This window comes from Lactiplantibacillus plantarum (assembly GCF_014131735.1).
In the GTDB taxonomy this organism is placed as follows: domain Bacteria; phylum Bacillota; class Bacilli; order Lactobacillales; family Lactobacillaceae; genus Lactiplantibacillus; species Lactiplantibacillus plantarum.
Window position 1 is genome coordinate 1,574,624 of the sequence record NZ_CP039121.1, and the last position, 17,939, is coordinate 1,592,562.

Below are 17,939 nucleotides of genomic sequence, written 5' to 3' on the forward strand. Positions count from 1 at the left end.
TTTAGAGCTTGTTTCGGATAAGAACAATTCTGAATATGTGGTAAACTATTCTAAATGGGAATAGTTAGAAGAGGGTTAATTATGGAAACACGGAAATTGGCAGTGTTTGTTGACCTTGCCACGACCCAGAACTATAGTCGCAGTGCTGAACGCATGTTTTTGTCACAGTCGACCATTTCAAAGTACATTATGGCTTTAGAGCGCGATTGGCAGGTCCAATTATTTGAACGTGCGCATCGGCAAGTCACGTTAACACGGATTGGGCAACAATTATTGCCACGGGCCCAAGCAATTCTGCGCGAAGAGCGTCAGTTACAACAAGTTCTGGCCGCTAATACCGCTCATAATGCGCAGTCGCTGGTTGTTCAGGGACTACCATCTTTAGCACAATACCAGGCTTTTCATATTATCACGGCATTTACGAAGCGGTATCCGGAAGTGAAATTACAATTTAGTGAGGCGAGTGTCGATCAGTTAGCGCATGCACTGGATCATACGAATGTCGACATTGTATTTACACGGATTTTCGGGGATCAACCCAATAATTATGACGTTTTATTGAATGAGACCGATCAGTTTGTGGTCCTTGTTCCGAAAGACGATCCGTTGGCGCAACAAGCTGAGATTAGTCTGTCGATGCTGGCACATGAATCAATTTTATTATTGAAAGATACCATCGGTGAAGATAACCCGTTGTTTTCGGCATTTCAAAAAATGCATACGCCACAGATGGTCTATGATGGTCAACGAATTGATCTCATTTTAGAAATGCTGAATCAGGGTGATGGTGTCTCGGTTGTCATGGCGCGGTCATTTGATCTCACTGGTTTTGACAACATTAAAGCAATTCCACTGACGCCTACTATTCGCAGTCAGATGGCTTTCATGAAACGTCCAGATAATCACGCTGCCGTGGTTGCTAAATTTTGGGCGTTTGCGACGAAGTATAGCCAATCACTTTCAGATTAATTGTGGCGGCTGATCACATTCTAACGATGTGTCTTGAATCGGAATCAAAGCCGACGATGACATAAGGATAAAAGCAGTCGGTTTCGGTGGTCGTAGCAGGAAGGACGTGTCCGAACAACAACCGAGCTAGTTAGTCTGTTTTAATCACATTGTAGGTCGTTTGCAGTGATATAAATAAAAATAATTAAAGATGACGGGGTGCAGACATGGAACCAATTCATATTTCACAGACTTTATCAATTACCAATCACCGTGTGTTTTCAGCTGATTTGAATGAGCACGACACGGTTTTTGGCGGAAAAATCTTGGCGACTATCGATGATAATTCATCGATTGCCGCATCGCGAGTGGCTCGAATTGAGACGGTGACCGTGTCAGTCGATCAGGTCAATTTTTTATTGCCGTTTCGGTTACAAGACTCAATGTGTGCGGAATCTTACGTTTCGGGCGTTGGTCACCGCTCAATCGAGGTATTTACTAAAATCATTGGTGAACACTTGAAGACCGGCGAACGGTTTTTGGGATTGACTTGCTTTTCAACGTTCGTGGTGACGGACCGTAATATTGAATTACCACTGTTAGTCGCTGATAAACCAGAATACACGTTTGTTGCTCAGGGCTATCAAGAGCGGCAGGCCGCCCGGTTAGCCAAACTAAAGCGCCAGCAAGACTTTAATGCGCACATTAGCGTTGAATTGCCGTGGTGAATCGATTTAAATTGACAATTTTGGTGAGACTTGTTAAATTGTAATTATCAAATATAGGAGGGGTGTTTTATGTCGGGCATTCGTTAGGGTGTTGTTGAGCGAAAAAAGTGGGTTGGACCCGCTTAGTTTCGTGTACCCTAATGTGACGAATGGCCTGGCAGATAGACATGCCGGACGGTTTTTGCGCACAGTTGGGATAAGACTGTGCGCATTTTTAATTCGCAGAGCGTTAGGGTAAGTCACTTTGCGAAAGGATTATAAAAATTGACAATTAATTTAATTAAATATGGATTGACGACGGCGGTTCAAGCCGACTTGACTAAGGAAAACGGTCAAATACTTGGCCGGATTATCGGCCAACATCGTGATTGGTACCAAGTCATCACGACGGCTGGGGAACGTTCAGCACAAGTTACGGGAAAACTGGCTTATGAAGCGGCCAGTCCCGCGGCATTTCCGGCGGTTGGGGATTGGGTGTGCCTATCTTCATCCGCTGATAATCAGGCGCAGATTGAAGCAATCGCGCCACGGCAGAGTGTCTTGGCGCGCGGTGCCGTGAACCGCCAAGACGGCCAAATCATTGCGACAAATATTAATACCATCTTTATCTGCATGTCATTGAACGCGGATTTTAATGTGCGGCGGTTAGAACGTTACCTGACGATTGCGTGGGATAGCGGTGCACTTCCGGTCATTGTCTTAACCAAGGCGGATCTCTGCACGGATCTAGCCACTAAGTTACGGGCTGTGGCGGATGTCAGTGTCGGCGTACCAACGATCACTTGTTCGGTCGAAACGGGTCAGGGTTTGGATGAATTGCAACCATACCTAACGACTGGTCAAACGGTGGCCTTCGTGGGCTCTTCGGGTGTCGGTAAGTCGACTTTGATTAACCGATTGTTGGGCCAGGATATCTTGGCGACGAAATCGATTCGTACAGATGATGACAAAGGGCGGCACACAACGACGAGTCGGCAATTAATACCGCTACCAACGGGCGCCTGTGTCATTGATACACCAGGAATGCGTGAGTTACAAATCTTCATGGGTGATTTAAATCAAACTTTCGCGGAAATTGCCGCATTGGCGACACAGTGTAAGTTTAATGATTGTACCCATACTAGCGAGCCTGGTTGTGCGGTACGGGCAGCAGTTGAGGTGGGCACGGTAACGTCTGAACGGTTACAAAGCTATCAAAAATTACAACGTGAAATGAGCTATCAAGGACTCAATTCACGCCAGTTGGAGCAGGCTAAAATTCAGCGGATGTTCGGTGGCAAACAAGCGATGAAGCGTGTTAAACAACGTTACCATCGCGACTGAGTTGATAAGTAAATTAAAGAAGCTACTAAACGGGATGTCGGCAACGGCACCCCGTTTTATTTAGGACCTACTTTCGTTATCGCGTAGAGTGAACCGAGTGACCTGTTGAGCGAGATAGGCCGGTGTTTCAACCATCCCATTCTGTTGCCAATGAACGAGCATATTGATGACCGCACCAGAAAAATAAGCCGTGTAGTACGGTTGGCGAAGCGCGGTATTGCTTGAACCGATAATACGGTCTTGTTTAATGAGTAATGCAAAGACGGCTTCGAAACTTTGAATAAAAATCTGGGCTTTTTCGTTTTTGATCAATAACGCATTTGTCGCTGCCATTTGTTGCATGAGAGTGAAATATTGAGTCATCAATACCTGCAATTTAACCTTTGATTGTCGCGGTAATTGGCGCAGATATTGAAGGATAGTCTGTTTTTGATAGGCCAAAATAATCTGATCGAAGTTGGCGAAATTACGGTAAAAATAGGTGCGAGAAACCTGAGCGTGCTGACAAAGTTCTGTGATTGAAATACGACTGAGTGGTTTTTGCGACATAAGCTGTAGTAAGGCCGCATAAACCGCAGTTAAATTTTGGCGTTTTCGTGTTTGTGGGTCCATTGGTTACAACATCTCCTTTTTTGTAACGTAAGTATTTATTTATGACCATTTTACCAGATATACTCCCATTAACTTAACGGGAGGCGATTATGATGAAAAAATCGACGAAAGTAATTGCAATGATGATGATTGGCATTTTTCTATGTATGCTTGATACGACGGTTATGAATATTGCGTTGCCAGCAATTCAGACGGGACTAAATACTGATTTGACGCACCTGTCGTGGGCACTGAATATTTACACCGTCCTGTTTGCTAGTCTGGCGATTCCACTCGGTCGGTTAGCGGATGTCTGGGGACGTGGGCGGATGTACTTGATTGGACTCGGGCTCTTTGGTATTGGTTCACTAACTTCTGGATTGAGTCTCAGTGTCGGGCTGCTGATTACTGGCCGAGCGATTCAAAGTATTGGTGCGGCCATCGTCTTCCCGGCTAGTATGACGATTGGTATTCAGAGTGTTGCACTCAGCAGGCGTACGGGGGTCATTGCAAGCTTGGGCGTGATGCAAGGGCTAGCCGCAGCGTTAGGACCAACCATTGGTGGTGCGGTCACTCAATTTTGGGGGTGGCGGGGAATTTTCCTGATTAACGTGCCTTTAGTTGCCGTCGCGTTGTGTGGTTGCATCGCCTGGCTATCATGGCGGCACCCTAGTCATGGTCAAGTAAAACTAGACCTCGGTGGGAGTGCCTTAGTGATGACGACCTTATTGGCATTGACGTTGGTCCTGGTTAAAGGTAATGACTGGGGATGGACGAGTCGCGTAGTCCTGAGCCTGGGCGTCACTAGTGCGCTAACATTGATTGCCTTTGTCTGGATGGAGGCCCACGTCTCAGCGCCGATGGTCCCATTAGCCCTATTTAAAGACCGACAGTTTAACGGTGCGGCGTTAGCGACCGTGTTATCAGGGGTCTTTATGGTGGGACTATTAGTCTTGATGCCGAGTTTCTTCACGAAAGTTCAAAGTAAGACGGAATTGATGGCGGCGATTATGATTACGCCCGCTTCAATGATGATTTTTATTTTTTCACCAATCAGTGGTTTCTTGTTAGCAAAGCTTGGTGCGCGGCGCGTGATCTTTAGTGGTAGTCTCGCAATAGCTACGGGTTATGGGGTACTTAGCTTGATGAGTCCTAGTCAGTACTGGCAGTTTGCATTGGCGGCGTTACTGGTTGGTGCGGGCTACGGCACGATTATTGGGCCAATTACGGTATTAGCGGCCGGTGATTTTACCGGTGAGTTACTGACAGCGTCACAAAGTGTGATTGGCGTGTTTCGGCAAATTGGCACATCGTTGGCCGTAGCCATTTTTGTGTCAGCTTTAGCCGCTAATTTGACAACGGCTAAGACACAGATACGAACGTATGCAACGACGACGGTCACTACTTTATCAATTCCTAAGCAAGCCAAACGTGATACGTTACGCGTGGTTGACCACCAATTAGCAACTGAGCAAACCGCGCAAACGGTCCACGAGCCAATCACGGCGGCTAAGGCCCGCCGGTTGGTTGCTGCCAATTATATGCAAGTGTTAAAAGCACGGTCATTGCAGTCCGCTCCAGTGCGTATCAAAGCTCAAATTCATCAGCAGGTGGCCCAAAAGGTTCACAGTCAAGTTAAACACACTAATCAGCGAATAAGGACTGCTGCATCAGCGATTAAGGCCAAAACCAAAATTGAGTTAACTGCTGCGTTTATGCGCCCCTACCAAGTCGCTTGGCCATTCACACTATTGCTAGTGATGACGACCTGGTGTTTTGCGGGACGGGAGCGGAAAAGTGGCAAGCCGAGTTAAGTCACGTTGATGGGGATGGACTTCAGGCACTTTTGAATAGCTGAGCCGGGAGGGCCGCGAAGGTGATTGCCACCACTGACTTTGGAACTTGCCATCGAACTTAGATTTGCGAGCATGTGAGGCGCTTATGCTATAATAAGGGCCAAAGGGGGTAGTCTTGATGAAAGAAAAACAAGTGTTTCATATCAATGGCTATATTGGTCTAGTGTTAGCGATCGCATTTGTGTTAGTTGGCGGTTGGCTGGTTTGGGCCGGTGCGACTGGCGATCATTTTGCGAGTATCTTTTTGGGCGCATTGCTAATTATTATTGCGGCCTTTGGGGCTAGTTCGCTAACAATTGTGGGCCCCAACGAGGCGCGCGTGTTAACATTTTTTGGTAAGTATATCGGGACAATTCGTGATTCAGGGCTGTTTATGACCGTTCCGTTAACCAGTAAGTTTTCCATTTCACTGCGGGTCCGCAACTTTAACAGTGCCATTTTAAAAGTTAATGACCTCCGGGGAAATCCCGTGGAAATTGCGGCCGTTATCGTGTTTAAAGTTGTTGATACCAGTATGGCACTCTTTGCAGTGGATGATTATGAACAATTTGTTGAGATTCAAAGTGAATCAGCGGTGCGGCACGTGGCCTCTGAATATCCATATGATACGTTTGATGACGACAAGAAGATTACGCTGCGGAGCAATCCAACCGAAGTTTCTGACCGGTTAATGGAAGAACTTCAAGAACGGCTAAATGTTGCGGGGGTCGAGATCGTTGAGACGCGCTTAACGCATCTCGCATACGCGACTGAAATCGCCAGTGCGATGTTACAACGCCAACAATCTTCGGCAATTCTATCTGCTCGCAAGGTCATCGTGGAAGGGGCCGTTTCAATCACGGAAGACACGATCGCCCGTTTAGAGAAAGATACGGGGATGCAGCTATCAGACGATAAGAAACTGCAACTGATCAATAACATGATGGTCACCATTATTTCGGAGCGGGGTACGCAGCCGATTGTGAATACTTCGGAAGTTAAGTAGGAACGTTGATATAACAACATCTATAAGATAATAACAATCAAGGCGAGCCTTATTTTTTAAGGCTTGCCTTTTTTTCCGTAACGAGTGCCGTAATGTTTTGGCAATCTTTTTGTTAAAAACGATGAATTTCAGTAAATTTAGTTTAAAAATGTATTCAGTTTTTTTACTGTGTCTTCCTTAATTTTTGGCGTGATTTCCGCGTACAATTTGGTGGTCTCTGAATCAACGTGTCCCATTAAGTCTTGAATGTCGTTAATATCTACGCCAGTTTCGCGTAATCGTACACCATAAGTGTGACGACACCCATGAACGTTTAAACGAGGAATACCCGCACGATCACAGATTCTGGGCATGGCAACTTGTGCAGAAGTAATGGCCAGAGGGTAACCGTGAAACTTTCCCGTGGGCTTGATAAAGATGAAGTCATTCAAGTCAATATCAGACCGATTGAGCTTAATTATTTCATTTGGATGAGTTTGTTTAAATAGATCCGGTAGTGCATCATAGGCGCAATCTGTTAAAGGAATCTTCCGAATACTTTTTGTCGTTTTGGGCGTGTCTAGCATCATATCTTTTAATCCAATGTCATTTACCTTAACTTCAGAGTTATAAATGCGAATGGTGTCGATACTGATTATGCAATGCTTGAAGTCTACTCGTGACCATCTAAGAGCCAGATCTTCTCCAACTCGTAAGCCACAGTCGAACATGAGTAGGAAAAAGGGGTACCACAATGATAGATGTTCCAACTGAGCGGCCTATAAAAATTTATCGGTTTGTTCCTTAGTGAAATAGCGCATTTTTCTAACCTCGTGACGATACTTGCGATTGAATTCTACATGTCGAGTAGGGTTAACTTTGATGTAATCTAAGCGTACAGCTTTCTCTAGGGCGTTTGAGAGCGTCTGATTGATGGACTGGACTGTGTTCCAACCATATCCATGTTTAGAACGTCCAGCTCCTTCTTCCATGAAAAGGTTATTGATAAATTTCTGATGAACATTAAACGAATAATCTTTAAGCTGGTAATCACCAATTCGGGGATTGATGTAGAATCTGATATTCCGACGATGGATTTGAATGGTATCCACCTTTACATTTACTTTTAAGTTATCGATCCAGTACATCAGATACTCGCCCAGTGTCATGTTGGCCTTGCTATTCGATAATCGGTTGTTAGCCACAGCTTCGGCCTCAATTAGCTTAGCAGCATCTTGGGCTGCTCGCTTGGTTTAAATCCTTGCCGGTGTACTGGTTTTTGCTTACCGGTTCCAGTATCCATGCCTTGATAAGCCATAAATTGCCAACGCTTTTTACTACCAAAATCTGTTGTGTATTCAGGAACGAATTAAATAGGATCAAAGACATTGTAATTTAGAGCGGCAAAGAATGGCATTACTATCGCATTTTTGGAGGCTTCTTCAGTTTTCAACATTTCATGCTGTCGCCTTTTTTGACAAACTATTTATTTTGCTTTCAACTTCACTGAAAAAAAGAAAATTTTGAGTTAGAAATTGGTGATATCAAGAACGGTGAGTTTAACTTTAAGTTGAAATATTATGTCTATCAAGTCGAAAAAGGCTCATTAAGTGAGACCATAACAATTGAAATTAATGTTACTTTCAATAAAAGCGACTTTGAAAACTGGCCTACCTATGATCCTGCAGAATCACTTGAGAAAACAGTAAGAGCTATGTTTGTGATGGCCGCAGTTATTTCAATCGGAGTTGTAGTTGCTAGTTCATCGCCTGTTACGGGTGTTGCCGCAACATTTTTAGCGCTTGCTACAAATTTCTTAACAAATAATAAAGTATAGGTTAAAGAAAAATTTAGATGAAAAATGAACAAGATGAGAAACCAAAATTAGTTTCTCACCTTGTCTTTTTTAACGCTCAGATTCCTATACTAGAAATCCTATAATTGCCATTACGAACAATGCGGAATAGGATTTCAAATGGTACCTAACTAAATCTTTGTGGTCCTGTTCGTTTGGTAGTAGAAAAGCTTGTTTTTCAATGGGATGCTCATGCCAAATAGGTTGTTGTCTCCAAAAATCATACAGTTGTTGGGGAAGTGCTATTGCAGGTGGAATTGCCATTATAAAGCCTATAATGGCTGGCCAGAATGGGGTTCTGCTATTTCCGAAAGCAATTACGTAAAAGCTCCATATAAGTGAACCATAAAAACAACATTTAGCAACTGTAAATTCTAACCAGAAGAGTAGTTCGTTTTTTAGGGAACTTCTACGATACGTTTGAAGAACTTTTTTCTTGAGCTGCCTAATTTTGCGACGGGAGTCGTTCTTTCTTAGAAAAAGTCCCCAAAAATATAGCTCGTCCGATCTGGTATAGTTCATAATTCTTTTTTGAATCTTAATGACATATGTGAGTAAGATAAACTCAACTAACACTGCCAATCCCAATAATAGCAAATTTCTCCCTCCTTAAAGAGCTACTCTTATCTCATCTCTGATAGTGACTTATCATGAGTGTTAGAGATATACTATCGCTGATTTTAGACGCTGAAACCTTAACAGTTAAGCCAACGTGGTGTTTATTGTATTCGGCCACGATAACTGCCTACATGTATAAATGACATGGTATCATGCCATTTATGTATGTAGGTTGCTAATGACTCTTTTAATTGATGGTTATGTTGGTTTTCTCAAAGAGGCCAACTTTAACTAGGTAACAATTAATGAGATCATAGCAGCACTTGAACCTATTAATCAAGAACCATTAATTTCTCCATTTAATCAATGTGTAGCTATTTGTTGTTATCTTTAATTTTTTTATGTAAAAAATTATGTCTATCCGAGATAAGCGTAAGTAATTCTGTCAGATCATCATCAGTAGCATAGTCTCGAATGAAGCCTTTAGCCGTAGAACGTTTGACAATGTATTTTTTTCTTTCCTTATTTTTCTCGTCCCATTTTTTATTAGCCTTAATGCGTGCCTCACTTAGTTTTTCACCCATTATAATTTCACCACCCAATAGATAGTAACAATCACGATTACAGCCAACAATCCCCAAAGTATTGCATCTTTCCAGTCACGCAAATTCAGTTCAAGTTCCACATTAATATGTTTGCGATGGATGTTGATGAGTTTCATTTTGCTCACTCCTTTGCTATAATAAAAGTGTAATAAAGAGGGCGGGCGAGCGCCCTCCGTGAAAGAATTACCAATCAATCGAAATTTTGAAGTCTATGATTATCAAGTGAACCGCAAATTCTAACTTGATATGAATGGGCTTCTTTTTCATATGACGGGGAAATTTAATCACCTCCTCTTTAGTACATCAATCACTTTACACGTTATGACGTGTAAAGTCGATGAATAATTTCAAAATATCCACGCGGTTTAGATGTGGGCATAGACGGATAGTTCTCGGGTAGTAGAAAATCAAGAAAAAAGAGAAATTTCTGCCGGGTGAGGTCCGACATCTATCAGTTATGCAAGTTGACTCGTATTTCATTTTTATTTTGTGGTGAAGAAATCATGTTGAAATAGAAAAACAATCAATCCAAAATTGTAAAAAGAGCCTGTTTAGGGTGCCTTGTAAAGGCAGTAAAACCTAGTAATAGAAAAAGGCTAGATGGTCACCATTATTTCTGGGCAGGTACTCAGCCAATTGTGAATACTTCGGAAGTCAAGTAGGAACGTTGATACAACAACAATCAAAGTTGTAGCAGTAACATAAAAGGCGCTCAGCAAATGAGCGCCTTTTATACTACAGTTAAGTTCAAACAGTAACAAAAATTGACATCATGACCCGCTAATCTTTTAAAAAGATGCTCCTTTTGGGGATGCCTTCAATGGGTCAAATCGTAGCTGGAACACTCTTTATGAATTGCTAGGGTTACTTTCCAACACCGCTCATGGCAATTAGGCCATACCAACCGTGGGCAAACATTTTATTTGTAGAAGTTGTTAAGTTGGCAATTAACTGATCTTGTTCAGTTGAGAAATGGTATTTTTTAGCGACAGCCATCACTTGAAGTTGACCGATTAATTCATTGATTGCGTCGGGTATTTGTTGATAACGCTTAGTAACTGAATCTGGTTGGTTGATAGTTGCGTAGGCTTGGCTAATTAATTTTCTGATTTCAACTTTTTCAATTGGAACTGAAGTGTTTAGCTGTTCTAAAAGCTGATTAACAGTTGTTAAACGCGCTAATTTCTGTTGCTGTTTCATCATTGAATCCCCCAGTGTAGTGTTTAGTTTGAATAAATGAATTAGTTATAAATGATATAGACTTCACGTTACTACTATATAGGCTAACATACAAATGAATACTGTACTGCATCAGCAATTTAGTTTTTATGTTAATTTAGTTGTCCGTTTAGATAGGCTTTGCCAATAATAATAATTAACCCTATTATGATTAATAATAAACTAACATAATTAAGTGGCCGACTTTTGCTCTGATAGTGAGTGAACCAGCCATACTTGATCCGGGTGTTAAAGACATTGATGATGAGGCCAATGCCAGTGACGAGGCCGCCAATTGCGATAATGAAATCCATTTGTAATCCCTCCATTTAGTTTAAGCAATTTAGATGTAATGACTGCAGTAAATATTGATGCTGAACAATCTCGATGTTTGGCAACAGACCTTAGTTCTTGGTATTTAAAAAATAGGTCATTCTGAATTTAACATTAGTAGTTTAAGATTATCAATATAAATATTATGAACAGCATAATTTTCAGTATAAATAAAACTGACAATCATTGCTATTATTAGAAATACCGTTTGCGGTTCAATACAGGTTCAGTGAAATAAAGACAATCAATCTTCCAGAAAATCAAATTCAGGTATATAATGTTTCATACACAAAACATTATATAGGAGACTGTTATGCTAGACAAAATCATTTATAAAAACTTATTTAGTAAAGCGTTCGATATTACTATTGAAGTCACTTATTGGGATGGGCAAATTGAACGGTATGGTACCGGCATGCCAGCTGTTAAAGTTCGATTAAATAAAGAAATCCCAATTAAGCTATTAACTAATCAGCCAACATTGGTTTTAGGTGAAGCATACATGAATGGGGATATTGAAGTAGACGGGAGCATTCAGGAATTAATTGCCTCTGCTTACCGCCAAAAAGACAGTTTTTTGACACATAATTCATTTTTGAAACACTTGCCCAAAATATCACATTCCGAAAAAAGCAGTACAAAAGATATTCAAAGTCATTATGATATCGGCAATGATTTTTATAAACTATGGTTAGATGATACCATGACCTACTCTTGTGCGTACTTTGAACATGACGATGATACTTTAAAACAGGCACAACTCAATAAAGTGAGACATATTTTAAATAAGCTGGCAACCCAGCCTGGTAAAAGATTATTGGATGTTGGGAGTGGTTGGGGAACATTATTATTTATGGCCGCGGATGAGTTTGGGTTAGATGCAACGGGTATTACTTTAAGTCAAGAACAGTATGATTATACACAAGCGCAAATCAAGCAACGTCATTTGGAGGAAAAAGTGCATGTGCAGTTAAAGGACTATCGAGAAGTCACTGGCCAATTTGATTATGTCACCTCGGTAGGTATGTTTGAACATGTTGGTAAAGAAAATCTAGGGTTGTACTTTAATAAAATTCAAGCGTTCTTAGTTCCAGGAGGTCGAGCTTTAATTCATGGCATTACAGGTCAACATGAAGGTGCCGGCGTTGATCCATTTATTAACCAATATATTTTCCCAGGGGGCTATATCCCAAATGTTGCTGAGAATCTCAAACATATTATGGCTGCTAAGTTACAATTTTCAGACATTGAACCCTTGCGGCGCCATTACCAAAAGACGTTAGAAATCTGGTATCACAATTATCAGCAGGTCGAACAACAGGTCGTCAAGAATTATGGGGAACGATTTGACCGCATGTGGCAATTATATTTACAGGCATGTGCAGCTGCTTTTGAGGCCGGAAATATCGATGTTATTCAATATCTATTAGTGAAAGCGCCGAGTGGAACTGGCCTTCCGATGACTCGCCATTATATTTATGATTGATCTTGTCGGTTCTGCGGTAGTCGTATCGAAATATAGCTCCACAATAAACATGTAGTTTCATTGATCCCTCATAAAAACATGAGGGATTTTTTATTATGGATCTGGAATGATAGACAAGGGCAACCATTCCAGACTTGTTCAGTATTAGGCTGGAATCGATAGGCATAGAAAAGATTTCGGGCCTCTGTGCATCTTGGTGGCTATCATGTTGTCAGGGCGTTATAGTGACAATTGAGGAGGGGATCTTATGTTGAGCACCAAGAAGAATCATGTATTACGGTACTTATTTATTATAGTTGGTATGATGATCGCGTTTTTAGGTTGTGGCGTGATTCAAGTTTCAGCACATGGCTTTGTGACGAACCCGGGTGGCAGAGCTTATCTGGGGAGTACTTGGTATCCAGGTGGGCCTTTGAATACCAATATTGGTTCGGTTATGTATGAACCACAGAGTATTGAAGCGCCCCAAAATACATTTATTGATGGCAAAATTGCCAGTGCCGGTATTGCTAACTTTGCACCACTGGACGAGCAAAATGCCAAACGGTGGTATAAGACACCTGTGAAGGCCGGCAATCTTAGTGTGACTTGGCAGTTAACTGCTCGTCATAAAACTAGTACTTGGGATTACTATATTACCAAGCCTGGCTGGAATCCAAACGCACCACTTAAGTTTAGTGATTTCAAGAAGATAGCTAGTTATAATGACAATGGTGCCATCCCTAGTGAATTTGTAACCCATCAAGTCAATATTTCTGCTAATGAAAAAGGCTATCAAGTGTTACTCAGTGTTTGGAATATAGCGGATACTGGTAATGCGTTCTATCAAGTCTCAGATATTGACGTACAGTAATTAGATGAGGCCTAAATTTACTTTGAGGTGATTTTAGACTATAAAAGTTGTCTTTGAGATATCGTAAAGGTCTTACTGGCGTTTATTGGCTAGTAAGACCTTTTTAAATGTGCTTTAAGGATTCATAGAAGCGAATGGCGATGACCGGTCTTTACTGATTAGTGAAGAACAGGTTGCTATTGTAAATTAGTGGTAATAATTAAGCGGATGCCGGGAATCAGATTTGCGATTACAGCTTGGCAGCTGGCATTTTAGCATTAAGGAGTACGCGCAGGAGCATCCCCTCAATGCAAGTTAGTTGAACCAAGGTGGCTCAAATTTGTGATTCAATAGGTGACTGTCAGTTGCGCTCATGTGACTACAGTACCAAGTCGTTAGTGATCCATCCGGGTAATTTCAGGCTCAGTTATTAGATACTCGTTGATATGAGCGAGAAAGTTCTGGAAGTGCGGTGTTTTATTATGGAAATCCACGGCGGCTTGGTCTTGCCAGTGCTCAATAATCTCGTAGTCATGGTCATGACCTAGTTGTTTGAAGTGGCCGTAGAAACCGTTGCCGGGTTCTTGTGATGAATTGACCACTAGCTCATGAATAAAGGCTTCATACTGAGTGGTTAACTCAGGCTTGACGTGTAGTGCGACATTAATGACTTTCATTGAATACTCCCCCTGTTGTTCGTGCTTGCGGACTGATAACCTACTCGGTGATGCCGATAAAGCCGCCAAAGCATTGAAGCGACTAGTCGTCACCATCTTACTGTAATAATCTTACAAAAAGAATATTCTGATTATATCGTACGAGACCAGGATTTTACAATGAAAACAGGTATCAATTATGCAACTGCATCTGATTAATTACTCATTTATCAAGGCCGATTGATGCGGGCGAAAATTTAAACGAATTAGGCGGTATATCGGGGTATCAGTGACCTGTACGATTATCATTTTTTAGTAATAATAACCAGCAGATGTATATTTATGGATTTGTCATTCAAGACGCGGTATATTAACAATGTTAAATACTAATTCCTAGGGGGTGGACAATAATGAGTAAAGTTTATACGGATGTGTTCAACATCAAGCATACGGATTGTACGGTAGTCGATACCATCAACGAATTTAGTCGAATTTTTATTATCCAGGATAAACACGGCTCACGGTTTACGTGTCTCAAAGATGATGCCCGCCCAGCTAAAAAGGGTAGTGGCCATTGGACGAGTGCCAGTCCGGAAGATGCGCCACAAGATTACGCTGTGCCGTATCGTTCAAGAAAACGGCAACGTAGAACGCTTTAAATAGTTGATTGGTAATCAGTGCCGATACACGGGGCCCTGGCGGTGACAACACCAGTTAAGCCGCGTTAAAACTTTAATACAATAAGATAACGGTCCCATCAGTAACAATGACTGATGGGACCGTTATTTGATTTGCGATTATATTTAATTTAATAATGCGACGCCTAATGTCAAATAAGTTGCAAAACAGATCCAGACCAAGTAGGGGACCATCAAAATTGCGGCTAGCCGACTACTGCGATAGAACTGTAATATGCAAAGTAAGACGACTAAATCAAGTACAATGATAATGACTAAGCCCCACCAATAAGCCGACTGGTTGAAAAAGATGATGCTCCAAATAAAGTTTAGTAACAGCTGGATACCAAACAGGGTGGCATCCATGAGGCGGTCACGGTGTGTCGTAGCCTGCTGGAAAACTAAGTAACCAGCAATCGCAATCAGCGCATATAGGATCGGCCAAACGATGCCAAAGAGGCCATCTGGTGGTGATAGTACTGGCAAGTTGAGCCCATTGTAAACGGCCTTAATGTCTCCCGCGAGCCATGCCGACAGACCACCGATTGCTTCGACGACCACAATGAAAATGAGCAGATGAAGCCAATTGAATTTAGGGCGTTCTTTGATCATTGATTTTTCCTTCCTTCTATTAGTCGTCTAATCAGGGTCGTCAATTGTGTTAATGACTGTCACGTTGACTTCCGCTTTTTGTACGACGTACGCGGTTGTTGAGCCTAGCAAAATTCGAGAAACCGCGTTGGTGCCGGATTTGCCCATGACGATTAGATCAATTGCATATTTTTGGGGAATATCAGTTGCAATGCTAGCTTTTGGTGAACTATTAACTTGAATTGGTAGGGATTCGACTTGTGCTGCCGAAGCCATTTGCTGACCACGATCCAGAATGTCCTGACTATTATCTTTTGCGACTTTTAGAAGGTTTGTATATAGCGTTCCCCCGTAAGCTGCAGGACTATACGCATTCAGGCGTGTAATATCAATAACATTGACCAGAAATAATTTAGATTTAAACGTCTGGGCTAGTTTGACCGCGTGTTTTAAAGCCATGTAGGCATTATCAGAGCCATCAAGCGGGACTAGAATATTTTGATACATCCTCAGGACCTCCTAAATGAAATGATGTTATTTATTATATTAATGATAACATTCACATAATTAGTGCGTCTATTAATATGATTAACTGCCAGCGCTCAGTCACAAAAGGCGCAACCATTATGGGCCGCTTAGCCAATAAAAGTTGCGCCTAGTTAAATTATTGCCAACGATTTGAGCGTGACGGCAACACCATTAAGATGAAGAACCAAATGGTCCCAATTATTGGAACTAAGTCAATTAAAATCCACCATGCAGTGTGATCACTGTCATGCAATCGCCGAAACTTCAACGAGAGTGTTCCTAACCAAACGATTAATGCGATGAGTTTACTCATCGTATTAACACTCAGATCGCTCCAATTGTAAATATCCTCGATGGGGTGTCCCATAATCATCTGAATAATTGCAATGATAATACCACCAAGAATGTAGTTAATGATAACGGGCCACCAGTACTCAGAGCGTGTTGCTGTACCCGAAAAGTTTAAAAGATTGTCCCAAAATTTGCGATAAGCAGATGCCATCGTAATCCCCCCAATAAAGTTATGATGTGAACATTATTATTTTTTCCCTGTGTTAATTGGGATTAATTAATAACTATGTTTAACTATAATCAAAAAGTTAATAGTACGCAATCAATATGTTGATTATATTAATAAAAAATACGTCGTTATTCGATGACTGCTGGTACGATCAATTCGAAGCGGTCCGTCAAATAGGTCAATTCAATTGGTAGTTTAACCGCTGGGTCGCCGTCAATACGTGTCGTCACGGCTTGACCAGTTGCACTCGTAATTCGTGCACTGGTTGCCGTTAGCTGTGTAATGGCCTTGGAGTTTTGCAAGTTCCCCGTTAGTGCGAACCAAAAATATGGAATTACTTGCCGCCAGCCAATGTTGTTAAGTAGACTAATATGCATTTTTCCTGGAGCAGACGCGCTATAGACGTGTCCACCGACTGATTTGGTCGTTGTAATCAAACAGAACCATGTTTTTAAGGTGTGGCTTCCTTCGTGTTTGAATTGATATCGAATTGGCAGTGACTTATTGTGACCAATATGGCGAATAGCACGGTAAAGATAGCTTAATTTACCGAATCGCTGCTTCTCAGATTGTCGAACTTCATTGGAAATGTCAGCCAAATTACCGAATGTCAGTGAACTCACGACTGCCCGGCGTTGATTACAAACTAGCATGCCGACTGCTTGGGTCGCCGGCTGAGTACAAATTAGTTCGATGGCCGCTTGGGGGTCAGTTGGTAACTGGTAGCGGGTGGCAAAATTATTAACCGTTCCCATGGGAATAACGCCGATACGAATATGTGCTTCAGCTTGGATTAGGGCTGTCATTGCAACGTTCAGTGTGCCATCTCCACCAATAACAATTAGTGCTGACAGTTGAGGAAGCGTTTGCTTAATTAACGCAATTGCCCGGGGGATTCCTGGTGTTGTCAGTAATTGAGACTCAATGCCGTGGTTCGATAGCGCTTGCGCGGTTTGATGGGCGACGGTTGCCGCTTGCCCATTACCCGCTTGTCCGTTATAGAAAATGCCGTAAGTTGTTGCCATGACAATCACCTCTTGATTAAAAAATTAAGTTTATTCATCGCTTATTTAGTAAGCTTTTGATAGTCTCAGTATAGCTTGAACACTAGTTTGACTGGAAATGATATGCATCATTACTGAATTAGTCGGGTCAATGAGCATTTTGATTGCTCAATATAAATATTATAGTTATGATAATTTTAATCACACAATATCGGGATGGAGCGTGTTCACAATGGGATGGATAGGTGTTGCGATATTAGGACTAACAATAGGTATCGTTGCAAATGCGGTAGGCGCACATGGTCGGCGTCAAACGACAATTAATTTAATCGCAGGCTTATTCGGTGCACTTGGTGGCCAGCTGTCTTTTGGATGGTTCGGGCCAACAGTTGCTGGAATGACGTTGTTGCCAGTCGTGAGCGGGGCGATGATACTTATTGTGATCGGAACCGTTGCTGCCCAGGCGCTTCAGCCGCAGTAATTGTGATTAGGCATAAAAGGATTTGTTGAAGTAGCACTTGTTAGCGTTATCAAAAGATGGAGGTGTCCGTAATGGCTAAAATTAAACGACAGACCCCTGGTTTTTGGGGTAAATTGTCACTATTGATTGCAATTGGGCAATTAGGATTGACTGTGTTTCGAGAAGTGCGGCAGTTCAAACACCGC

22 protein-coding genes are annotated in these 17,939 nt (G+C 41.9%); 10 read left to right on the forward strand and 12 right to left on the reverse strand.

Going from position 1 to position 17,939, the window contains the following annotated elements; genetic code table 11:
- The first annotated feature begins 81 nt into the window (after positions 1-81).
- The 3 genes from E5260_RS07255 to rsgA all read left to right on the forward strand — a co-directional run bounded on the left by E5260_RS07255 (position 82) and on the right by rsgA (position 2,999).
- Positions 82-969: a LysR family transcriptional regulator gene (locus E5260_RS07255; RefSeq protein WP_003644339.1), complete on the forward strand. Its 888-nt coding sequence runs from the start codon at positions 82-84 to the stop codon at positions 967-969.
- Between the two features lie 206 nt (positions 970-1,175).
- Positions 1,176-1,676, forward strand: a complete 501-nt coding sequence (locus E5260_RS07260) for an acyl-CoA thioesterase (protein WP_003640423.1) — start codon at positions 1,176-1,178, stop codon at positions 1,674-1,676.
- Between the two features lie 264 nt (positions 1,677-1,940).
- Complete coding sequence (gene rsgA, locus E5260_RS07265) at positions 1,941-2,999, forward strand: ribosome small subunit-dependent GTPase A (protein ID WP_003640424.1); 1,059 nt, start codon at positions 1,941-1,943, stop codon at positions 2,997-2,999.
- 60 nt (positions 3,000-3,059) lie between these two features.
- On the opposite strand, the gene E5260_RS07270 is transcribed toward rsgA, so the two are convergent.
- Positions 3,060-3,611: a TetR/AcrR family transcriptional regulator gene (locus E5260_RS07270; protein ID WP_003640425.1), complete on the reverse strand. Its 552-nt coding sequence runs from the start codon at positions 3,609-3,611 to the stop codon at positions 3,060-3,062.
- A gap of 89 nt (positions 3,612-3,700) precedes the next feature.
- On the opposite strand from E5260_RS07270, the gene E5260_RS07275 reads away from it, so the two are divergent.
- Together E5260_RS07275 and E5260_RS07280 are read left to right on the forward strand one after the other, a co-directional pair.
- Positions 3,701-5,404: an MFS transporter gene (locus E5260_RS07275; RefSeq protein WP_003640426.1), complete on the forward strand. Its 1,704-nt coding sequence runs from the start codon at positions 3,701-3,703 to the stop codon at positions 5,402-5,404.
- Between the two features lie 160 nt (positions 5,405-5,564).
- Positions 5,565-6,431, forward strand: a complete 867-nt coding sequence (locus E5260_RS07280; protein ID WP_003640427.1) for an SPFH domain-containing protein — start codon at positions 5,565-5,567, stop codon at positions 6,429-6,431.
- A 137-nt stretch (positions 6,432-6,568) separates the two neighbouring features.
- Here E5260_RS07280 and E5260_RS07285 read toward each other — a convergent pair whose 3' ends face one another.
- Positions 6,569-7,141 carry a tyrosine-type recombinase/integrase gene (locus tag E5260_RS07285; protein WP_003640428.1) on the reverse strand — a complete coding sequence of 191 codons (573 nt, stop codon included), beginning with the start codon at positions 7,139-7,141 and terminating at the stop codon, positions 6,569-6,571.
- Positions 7,142-7,189: 48 nt separating this feature from the next.
- Entirely contained in the window at positions 7,190-7,615 is a 426-nt protein-coding gene (locus E5260_RS07290) for a tyrosine-type recombinase/integrase (protein ID WP_022638004.1), read from the reverse strand.
- Between the two features lie 365 nt (positions 7,616-7,980).
- On the opposite strand from E5260_RS07290, the gene E5260_RS07300 reads away from it, so the two are divergent.
- Entirely contained in the window at positions 7,981-8,247 is a 267-nt protein-coding gene (locus E5260_RS07300) for a hypothetical protein (protein ID WP_003640430.1), read from the forward strand.
- Between the two features lie 950 nt (positions 8,248-9,197).
- Here E5260_RS07300 and E5260_RS07305 read toward each other — a convergent pair.
- From E5260_RS07305 to E5260_RS07320, 4 genes are all read right to left on the reverse strand, one after another.
- Positions 9,198-9,407, reverse strand: coding sequence for a hypothetical protein (locus E5260_RS07305; protein WP_003640432.1), 210 nt, complete (start codon positions 9,405-9,407; stop codon positions 9,198-9,200).
- Complete coding sequence (locus E5260_RS07310) at positions 9,407-9,544, reverse strand: hypothetical protein (protein WP_003640433.1); 138 nt, start codon at positions 9,542-9,544, stop codon at positions 9,407-9,409. Before E5260_RS07310 ends, E5260_RS07305 begins: the two co-directional genes overlap by 1 nt.
- A gap of 748 nt (positions 9,545-10,292) precedes the next feature.
- The gene (locus E5260_RS07315; RefSeq protein ID WP_003640434.1) at positions 10,293-10,631 is read right to left on the reverse strand and encodes a hypothetical protein; all 339 of its coding nucleotides are present in this window, start codon (positions 10,629-10,631) and stop codon (positions 10,293-10,295) included.
- A 128-nt stretch (positions 10,632-10,759) separates the two neighbouring features.
- The gene (locus tag E5260_RS07320; RefSeq protein WP_022638002.1) at positions 10,760-10,960 is read right to left on the reverse strand and encodes a hypothetical protein; all 201 of its coding nucleotides are present in this window, start codon (positions 10,958-10,960) and stop codon (positions 10,760-10,762) included.
- Positions 10,961-11,292: 332 nt separating this feature from the next.
- Between E5260_RS07320 and E5260_RS07325 the strand changes: the two genes are divergently transcribed.
- Both E5260_RS07325 and E5260_RS07330 read left to right on the forward strand, forming a co-directional pair.
- Complete coding sequence (locus E5260_RS07325; protein WP_003640436.1) at positions 11,293-12,465, forward strand: SAM-dependent methyltransferase; 1,173 nt, start codon at positions 11,293-11,295, stop codon at positions 12,463-12,465.
- A 247-nt stretch (positions 12,466-12,712) separates the two neighbouring features.
- Positions 12,713-13,318, forward strand: a complete 606-nt coding sequence (locus tag E5260_RS07330; RefSeq protein ID WP_003640437.1) for a lytic polysaccharide monooxygenase — start codon at positions 12,713-12,715, stop codon at positions 13,316-13,318.
- A gap of 374 nt (positions 13,319-13,692) precedes the next feature.
- Here E5260_RS07330 and E5260_RS07335 read toward each other — a convergent pair whose 3' ends face one another.
- Positions 13,693-13,974, reverse strand: coding sequence for a putative quinol monooxygenase (locus E5260_RS07335; protein ID WP_003644343.1), 282 nt, complete (start codon positions 13,972-13,974; stop codon positions 13,693-13,695).
- A 389-nt stretch (positions 13,975-14,363) separates the two neighbouring features.
- On the opposite strand from E5260_RS07335, the gene E5260_RS07340 reads away from it, so the two are divergent.
- Positions 14,364-14,612 carry a hypothetical protein gene (locus E5260_RS07340; RefSeq protein WP_003640439.1) on the forward strand — a complete coding sequence of 83 codons (249 nt, stop codon included), beginning with the start codon at positions 14,364-14,366 and terminating at the stop codon, positions 14,610-14,612.
- Between the two features lie 144 nt (positions 14,613-14,756).
- On the opposite strand, the gene E5260_RS07345 is transcribed toward E5260_RS07340, so the two are convergent.
- The 4 genes from E5260_RS07345 to E5260_RS07360 all read right to left on the reverse strand — a co-directional run bounded on the left by E5260_RS07345 (position 14,757) and on the right by E5260_RS07360 (position 17,294).
- Positions 14,757-15,242 carry a TspO/MBR family protein gene (locus E5260_RS07345; RefSeq protein WP_003640440.1) on the reverse strand — a complete coding sequence of 162 codons (486 nt, stop codon included), beginning with the start codon at positions 15,240-15,242 and terminating at the stop codon, positions 14,757-14,759.
- Positions 15,243-15,269: 27 nt separating this feature from the next.
- Positions 15,270-15,728, reverse strand: a complete 459-nt coding sequence (locus E5260_RS07350) for a universal stress protein (RefSeq protein WP_003640441.1) — start codon at positions 15,726-15,728, stop codon at positions 15,270-15,272.
- Between the two features lie 157 nt (positions 15,729-15,885).
- A complete protein-coding gene (locus E5260_RS07355) occupies positions 15,886-16,251 on the reverse strand; it encodes a DUF805 domain-containing protein (RefSeq protein ID WP_003640442.1) in 366 nt (121 codons plus the stop codon).
- A gap of 146 nt (positions 16,252-16,397) precedes the next feature.
- Positions 16,398-17,294, reverse strand: coding sequence for a diacylglycerol/lipid kinase family protein (locus E5260_RS07360; protein ID WP_003640443.1), 897 nt, complete (start codon positions 17,292-17,294; stop codon positions 16,398-16,400).
- Positions 17,295-17,505: 211 nt separating this feature from the next.
- Here E5260_RS07360 and E5260_RS07365 point away from each other — a divergent pair, with 211 nt between their 5' ends.
- Positions 17,506-17,754: a hypothetical protein gene (locus tag E5260_RS07365; RefSeq protein WP_003644348.1), complete on the forward strand. Its 249-nt coding sequence runs from the start codon at positions 17,506-17,508 to the stop codon at positions 17,752-17,754.
- The last annotated feature ends 185 nt before the right edge of the window (positions 17,755-17,939 follow it).